We start from the raw sequence: 7,582 nt of genomic DNA on the forward strand, positions 1-7,582 counted from the left end.
TACCATTATTGTAGCACCCCTTTACAGAGGGCGTTTAGCCACTGTGATTGAAAAAGTAACCAGTATCATAACACCTGGTAGCACAGTGGATGTACTTGTTACAGAAAGAGGCATTGCAATCAATCCACTTAGAAGAGATTTGATAGAAACACTATCAAAGACAAGCTTGCCAATTGTAACCATTGATTATTTGGTGGACCAAGCAGAGAAAATCGTCGGGAAAGCATCTCCAATTCCATTTGATGATCAAGTTGTGGCAATCATTGAATATAGAGATGGTTCTATTGTGGATAAGATTCGCAAAAGAGGATAAAAACATGACCCTTGAGGCATTATTAAAATATCGAGAACTTAAAAATCATGTCATCCAAGCATTGACAACTGAGGATTCGAGAACCTTGGTTGTGGTCAGAGTCAATATACCCGGACCCAACAAGAAATCGATTTGGTCAGAGAAATTGTTTAAAGAAGCGGTGAAGGCAGTGGAATCCACCTGCAAGATCAATGCAATTGCCCTTGAAGATGTGACCTCAGCCCTGACTCGGTTCGGTGAAACACCTGAATATGTTAGCATATTTTATGTGGCTCAAAATGCGGACTTGGTTAAGAAGTTATGTGTTCAGGAAGAAGAAACACATGCGCTTGGTAGAATTTTCGATATTGACGTTTACGACGCTCAAGGGAGAGCGCTTACAAGGGAAGATTTAAAGGAAAGCGTTCGAAAATGTTACCTTTGTGATCAACCCGCTTACGAGTGTGCAAGAGGCAGAAAGCACGATTTAGAAGCACTGGAATTATTTTTGATCTCAAAAGCCAAAGGGCTTTAAGATATTATGAAACAAACTTTATAGGAGGAAATGAGAATGAGTTTAAGAAGAAAATTATGGTCATCTGTAATGGCGCTTTCACTTGTTGGCGCAATGACTTTAACAGGTTGTGCACCAAAAGCGACAGCAACAGCTGAAACAGCAGCGACAACTGAGTCTTCAGGATCAGAAGCACAAGTTGAACAAAAAGTGGACTATCCAAAAGGAGCACTTGAGTTTATCGCACCAGGCGGCGCAGGCGGTGGCTGGGATTTAACAATCAGAACAGTAGCTAAAGTATTACAAGATACAAAATTAGTTGAAAAACCAATGCCTGTAACAAACAATTCAGGTGGCGGCGGCGGTGTCAACCTCGCTTACATGCAAACACAAGAAGGTTCAGATAAGTTAATTTCTGTTTACTCTCCACCAATCTTATTAATCAACTTAAACGGTTCAAGTGAGTACAGCTACGAAAACACAACACCACTTGCTAGATTAATCACGGATTACGGTGCATTCGTAGTGCCTAAAGATTCAAAATATAAAACAATCAAAGACGTTATGGATGCTTTAAAAGAAGATCCTAAAAGCGTTAAAATTGGTGGTAACTCATCTGCAGGTTCTATGGACCACATCCAATTCTTAATCATCGCTAAAGCAGCTGGCGTTACAAACTTAAAAGATATTGACTACATCAGCTTCCAAGATGGTACAGCAACTGCTCAAATCTTAGGCGGTCACGTAGATTTATTAACAACTGGTCTTGGTGATGTTCAATCATTAATCGAGAGTGGCGATTTAATTGCACTTGCTCATACAGGTGCTGAAAGAGTTGGCGAAGGTATGTTAGCTGAGATTCCTACATGTGTTGAGCAAGGTATCGACGCAACATTTGAAAACTGGAGAGGTTTATTCGGTGCACCAAACATGCCTCAATACGCAGTGGATTTCTGGCAAGAGACTTTAGCGAAAATGGTTCAATCTGACGAGTGGAATGCAGAGCGTGCTAAACATGGCTGGGCTGATGCTTACATGGGTCAAGAAGACTTTACTAAATTCTTAGCTGAGAAAAACGAAGAATATAAAACGATTCTTGAAGAAATCGGTCTTTTAGTACAATAATAACGGTTAGTTTAGGTAGAGCCCTCTCTGAGGGCTCCCCTTATAAATGGAGGCAATATGGAAAACAATAAAAAGGCTGCAAATTTTGATTTCCTTACAGGAAGCATCTCTGTAGTACTTGGCGTCATATATGGTTTTTTAGCTTACACCTTAAAAAGAAGCCCAATGGGAAATCCCTTAGCACCATCAATGTTCCCTTTAATTCTAGCAGCATGCATGATTATATTTGGTATCATATTAATTTTTAGAAGCGACATTGATTCGACTAAAAGAGCTTTCCAAAAAATAAAGGAAACATCAACTGCAAATGATAAATTAAGTCAAAAGATGATTTTCTTAACCGTATTGGCATCGCTTGCATATGCATTGATCCTTGAACATTTCGGTTATGTCATATCAACAATTTTATTCATGATGGCAATATTGACCATTACAAACGGTAAAAAATGGGTCAAAAATAGTATTGTGGCACTCCTCTTTAGTGTCGTAGTATATTATATCTTCTTCTACCTTTTAGGCATCAGCTTACCGATGACGCCTTTCATAAATATCTAGGAGGATCAAATGGAAGTATTACAACACTTGTTTGACGGTTTGGCGATAGCAGTTCAACCGTATCACTTGCTTTTAATCACTTTCGGTGGTGTATTAGGCACAATCGTAGGTATGTTACCGGGTTTAGGTCCAGCGACTGGTGTAGCAGTATTATTACCACTTACATTTTCAATGAGTCCAACAGCAGCGCTTATTACAATGGCAGGCGTTTACTATGGTGCCATGTTTGGAGGCTCTAGAAGCTCAATTCTCATCAACACACCTGGTGATGGTGCGGCACTTGCGGCAACATTTGATGGTTATCCAATGGCCATGAATGGTAAAGCGGAGTCTGCACTTGCAATAAGTGCCATAGCCTCGTTTATAGGTGGATTATTATCGGTAGTATTTTTAATTATGTTAGCAACACCAGTTGCCAAATTTGCACTTAAATTTGGTCCAGCTGAATACTTTTTATTGATGGTAGCGGCACTTTCGATGACAGCATCTATGTCAAAAGGCAATATGGTAAAAGGCTTTATCTCAACAATTTTTGGTTTAATGATTGCAACTGTTGGGATTGATGCTCAATCTGGTATTTCAAGATTTACATTCGGCGTTTTAGAATTACAAACAGGAATAGATTTTCTTGTGGTGATCATTGGGCTTTATGCACTTGGAGAAGTATTTAAGGCATATAAAGAAATTAATGAAGGTAAAAAAGTACCTCAAACCAATTTCGGAAGAATTTGGATTACAAAAGAAGAATGGAAAAGAACATGGTTGCCAATTCTTAGAAGTACACCGCTTGGGTTTATTGTTGGCGCATTACCAGGTGCTGGTGGTACGATGGCATCTTTGATGGCATATAATAATGAAAAGCAATTGTCTAAAAATCCTGATGAATTTGGAAAAGGTGAAATTATTGGTCTTGCAGCACCAGAGGCAGCAAACAATGCCGCATCAGTTGGTGCATTTATACCGATGTTAACTTTAGGTATTCCGGGTTCAGGTACAACAGCAATTATGATGGGTGCATTGTTGATGCTTGGTATCCAACCAGGTCCGTTACTCTTTACACAACATCCTGACGTTGCTTGGGGACTTATCGCAAGTATGATCATTGGTAACTTTGTGTTAGCAATTGTCAATATACCAATGGCTGGTCTACTCGTAAGAGTACTTGCAATTCCAGCTAAAATACTTTATCCATTGGTGTTAGGTTTGGCGTTTGTGGGAACTTATGCAATTTCCAATTCAGTAGTTGATTTCTATATCTTAGTGATTTTTGGTGTCCTCGGCTACTTTATGGAAAAAGCAAAAGTGCCGACTGCGCCAATGATCCTAGCTGTAATTGTAGGAAATACTATGGAGCAATCTTTTAGACAAGCGACTAGAATCTCTGACGGCGATATGTCAATTTTCGTAACTTCACCTTTAGCAAAGGCACTTATTGTAATCACAGTAGTTTCAGTTGCTTATCCAGCAATAAAGAAATTTGCTGTAAAAATGATCAAGGGCGGTCAAGAAGCTAAAGCAATGTAATTTTCAACTGAATTTAAATCTCAAAGCCACCGAAAGGTGGCTTTAGTGCTTGAATAAAGTCTGTTTGTCACATATAATGATGAAAAAAACAAAAGGAACATGTCTTATGAAAAACATTAATCGACAGCTTAAAAGTGTCTTTATTTTCTTAATAGCAATTGGCGTAATGGTTGTAATTGTTTTGGCGTCTTATTTTAATTATAGGGCAATACAAAATAATGTCATCGAGATTGAGCAATCACAGTTGTTATCCCTTGCGGATACAGTTGCCAATAGCCTGGAGCGCTTTTTTATATATCAAACCCATAATCTGGAGATCCTCGCGAAGAACAGATATTTTATCAGTAATTACACGGCATATCAAAGCGAGCTTTTGAGTGAGACAGCCTTTCAGAATTTAGAGGATTACTATAGTATACAAAGCAACAACATCGAACTGATACGATTGCTTGACCAAAATGGCAAGGAAATCTACACTTATCCCACAACGGATTATGGACATGGCATTGAAACGGACCTTCAAAAGATGTATCGGGATAAGAAAGCCATTGTAGGTGATATTTATAAGGAGCAGGAAAAACTCTATATCAATATCCTTCAACCTGTTGAGATAGAGGGTCAAATTAGTGGTGCACTATATGCCAAGATAAAACTGGATACGATTTACTATACCTTTATAGCACCTGTTAAGGCGGGTGAAAAGGGGTATGCTTCTGTCAAGGATTCAGATGGGATTTTAATTATGCACCCTAACACAGAAGATATCGGAGAGAATGTAATGGAAGCAAGAACGAGAACATATCCCGATTTCGATTGGTCCGAACTTGAATCACTGGTCGAAAAACAAAAAAAAGGTGAATCTGGCGTAGGGATCTACCATTCCTTATGGTTTAATGATAATGATCAAAAACGCGTCAAGAAGTTTAGTGCATACGCACCTGCCCAAATAGGAGACGATTTTTGGATTGTAAATGTTTCTAAAGACTATCTTGAGGTTGTATCTTTCTTAAGGGAACGTACCTACAATATCATTATTATCAATTTTTTTATCATATTGATTTTTGTGACAACTTTACTCTACATTTATAGGGTGCGAAAAGACCAGGCCTTAATTGCCAAAGAGCATGCACTCCTTGTCAAAGTAAAAGAACTTAATGAAGAACTTGAAGAGGATATCAATCAACGGATCATCCTAGAAAAAGAGCTAATAGAGAGCAAAAATAAATTCGAAAATATATTTGAATCCGGTTCAGATTGTATTTTTGTTATTGATATGGAGAAAGATGCTCAAATAGAAGAGGTCAATTTCAAGGTGACTCAGTCACTGGGCTATTCAAAAGAAGCCCTTTTGAATATGCATTATCAGGACATTAGTACCTATATTACACCAGAAAAACTCAATGAAATCAAAAGAGACCTTCTTTTACATCAAAGCTATATGTTTGAAGATGTCTTAAAAGGCAATAATGGTATAGAAATCCCAGTTGAAATCAATATTAAGCCGATGGTTTTGGAGAATACAAATCAAATGGTTATGATTTCCAGGGATATCACCATGAAAAAGCGCTTTGAAGAAGAGATGATGGAAAACAAACGCAAGGAAGCTCTTATGATTTATCAATCGAGATTAGCTGCCATGGGCGAAATGATTGGTAGTATTGCCCACCAATGGCGACAGCCACTAAGCGGCATTTCAATGATTTTTAATAATATTGAAGATGCCTATGCTTACAAGGAGTTGGACGAAAAATTTCTAAAGAATCAAGGGCATCGATTGCAAGAACTCATCAAATACATGTCTCAAACAATTGACGACTTTAGATACTTCTTTAACCCTAAGAATAATAAAGAGAACTTTTTAATGTCAAAGGTGCTGGATCAAACACTTGATTTCTTACGTGAGCGCATTAGACTCAATAACATTGATATTACAATGGCTCATGAGAGGGATATCCTTATGCTTGGCAGGCCAAATCAGCTTTCTCAGGTCTTATTTAGTATATTGAACAATTCCATTGATGCCATTATCACCAATGGTTCAGATCATCGAAAAATAAAAGTAACCTGTTTTGAATCAGACGGTTGTGTTTGTTTGGAGATTGAAGATACGGGTGGCGGTATATCTGAGGAAAAATTATCAAAAATATTTGAAATGTACTATACGACCAAAGAAGCTCAAAACGGAACCGGACTTGGACTTTACATTGCCAAGGTTATCGTTGAGAAAAATTTTGATGGCGAAATTTTGGCTCGAAATACTCAGGACGGACTTTGCGTGATGATTAAGCTTCCTATTATATAGCGCTAAAATGTACTTCTTATGTATCAGAGTATTCCGAAATTGATAAAGGGGGAATTATCATGAAAGAATTAACGTGCTTATACGTTGAAGACGAACCATTTTTGAGAGAGGAAATCGCTAGATTTTTAAAGCGTAGAGTAGGGCACCTTATTGTGGCCGAAAATGGACAAGATGGGCTTGAAAAATTTGAGCAATTTCCAATCGATTTTATTATTACAGACCTAAAAATGCCCGTAATGGACGGTATTGATATGACTCGCAAAATACGGGAAATCAATGATCGTGTGCCTGTAATCATCACCACGGCACTTAGCGATGTTGAGCTCATGCAGTCTTCCATAGAAATCGGGATTGAACGCTATTTATTGAAGCCACTAGAGATAGAAGTTTTAACACAGGCCCTTGAAAGTGTCAAAAAGAAAATAAACAAGCAAAATTTTGAAAATACATTGAACTCAATTAACGTTGAAGAGAGTAAACTCATCGAACGGAAGATCGAGGCTGAGGTAGCAAAGACCATCAAAGCAACCTCGGGAAAAGGGCCACAAAAAGTAAGTGCCTTTCTTAGGGCAAACCTGATCGAGATTGTAATTACTGGCTCTAGAACACAACTTGAACAAACAATATTAAGTGCAGAAGAAAACAAGCGGATTGCAGATTATATAAGGGAAACTTATTATCAACAAGTTCAAGCCGAAATTGAAGCTGCAATAAAGGATTTAACAGGCTTTCGAGCGATTTGGATGAGTCAAAGTTGCAACAGTCAAAAAGATGTCGATATGATCAAATTGATCCTAGAGATTTAAGACGGAAATTTAGCCTTTTGTAGAGATAAAACCATTGAAATTTTGTGAAAATGGGATATACTTAACGTATTTCCCATATGGGTTTTATTTTAGAAAGGAGTTACATCATGACAAGTACGGTTCTAGGTCTAATCGCAGCCTTTCTGACCACATTTTCTTTTCTGCCTCAGGCCATAAAGGTTGTTCGGACTAAAAAGACTGAAGGCATATCACTAGAGATGTACGCCATTTTTACAATTGGTGTCCTTTTGTGGGCGATTTATGGCTTTATGACAATGCAATTGCCTGTAATCTTTGCGAATTCAATTACGCTTGTGTTTGCAGTGATCATACTTTTTTATACTTGGCAAAATGCTATGAAAGAGAAGAAAAAGACAAAATAAGAGGATATAGATTTATCGAAATAAGTATAGGTGTCTCTAATAATGGGTATGAAGACTTAAAGATCATACACGTACTCAAAA

General features: G+C 37.8%; 8 protein-coding genes. All 8 read left to right on the top strand.

Features of this window, described 5'->3' with window-relative positions; translation table 11 throughout:
* On the top strand, positions 1–313 hold a 313-nt coding region (locus AC220I_RS15135; protein WP_486724694.1), incomplete at its 5' end, for a citrate lyase subunit alpha.
* A gap of 4 nt (positions 314–317) precedes the next feature.
* Positions 318–827: a citrate lyase holo-[acyl-carrier protein] synthase gene (gene citX, locus AC220I_RS15140; protein ID WP_486724695.1), complete on the top strand. Its 510-nt coding sequence runs from the start codon at positions 318–320 to the stop codon at positions 825–827.
* Positions 828–863: 36 nt separating this feature from the next.
* Entirely contained in the window at positions 864–1,931 is a 1,068-nt protein-coding gene (locus AC220I_RS15145; RefSeq protein ID WP_486724696.1) for a tripartite tricarboxylate transporter substrate binding protein, read from the top strand.
* 57 nt (positions 1,932–1,988) lie between these two features.
* On the top strand, positions 1,989–2,486 hold the full coding sequence (locus AC220I_RS15150) for a tripartite tricarboxylate transporter TctB family protein (RefSeq protein ID WP_486724697.1): 498 nt from the start codon (positions 1,989–1,991) through the stop codon (positions 2,484–2,486).
* Between the two features lie 9 nt (positions 2,487–2,495).
* Positions 2,496–4,010 (top strand): tripartite tricarboxylate transporter permease, encoded by a 1,515-nt coding sequence (locus tag AC220I_RS15155; protein ID WP_486724698.1) that lies wholly within the window; start codon positions 2,496–2,498, stop codon positions 4,008–4,010.
* A 106-nt stretch (positions 4,011–4,116) separates the two neighbouring features.
* Positions 4,117–6,312, top strand: a complete 2,196-nt coding sequence (locus AC220I_RS15160; protein WP_486724699.1) for an ATP-binding protein — start codon at positions 4,117–4,119, stop codon at positions 6,310–6,312.
* A 59-nt stretch (positions 6,313–6,371) separates the two neighbouring features.
* Positions 6,372–7,118: a Na-translocating system protein MpsC family protein gene (locus AC220I_RS15165; protein ID WP_486724700.1), complete on the top strand. Its 747-nt coding sequence runs from the start codon at positions 6,372–6,374 to the stop codon at positions 7,116–7,118.
* A gap of 107 nt (positions 7,119–7,225) precedes the next feature.
* The gene (locus AC220I_RS15170; RefSeq protein WP_486724701.1) at positions 7,226–7,501 is read left to right on the top strand and encodes a SemiSWEET transporter; all 276 of its coding nucleotides are present in this window, start codon (positions 7,226–7,228) and stop codon (positions 7,499–7,501) included.
* Positions 7,502–7,582: the final 81 nt, after the last annotated feature.

The organism is Fusibacter sp., from assembly GCF_057447755.1.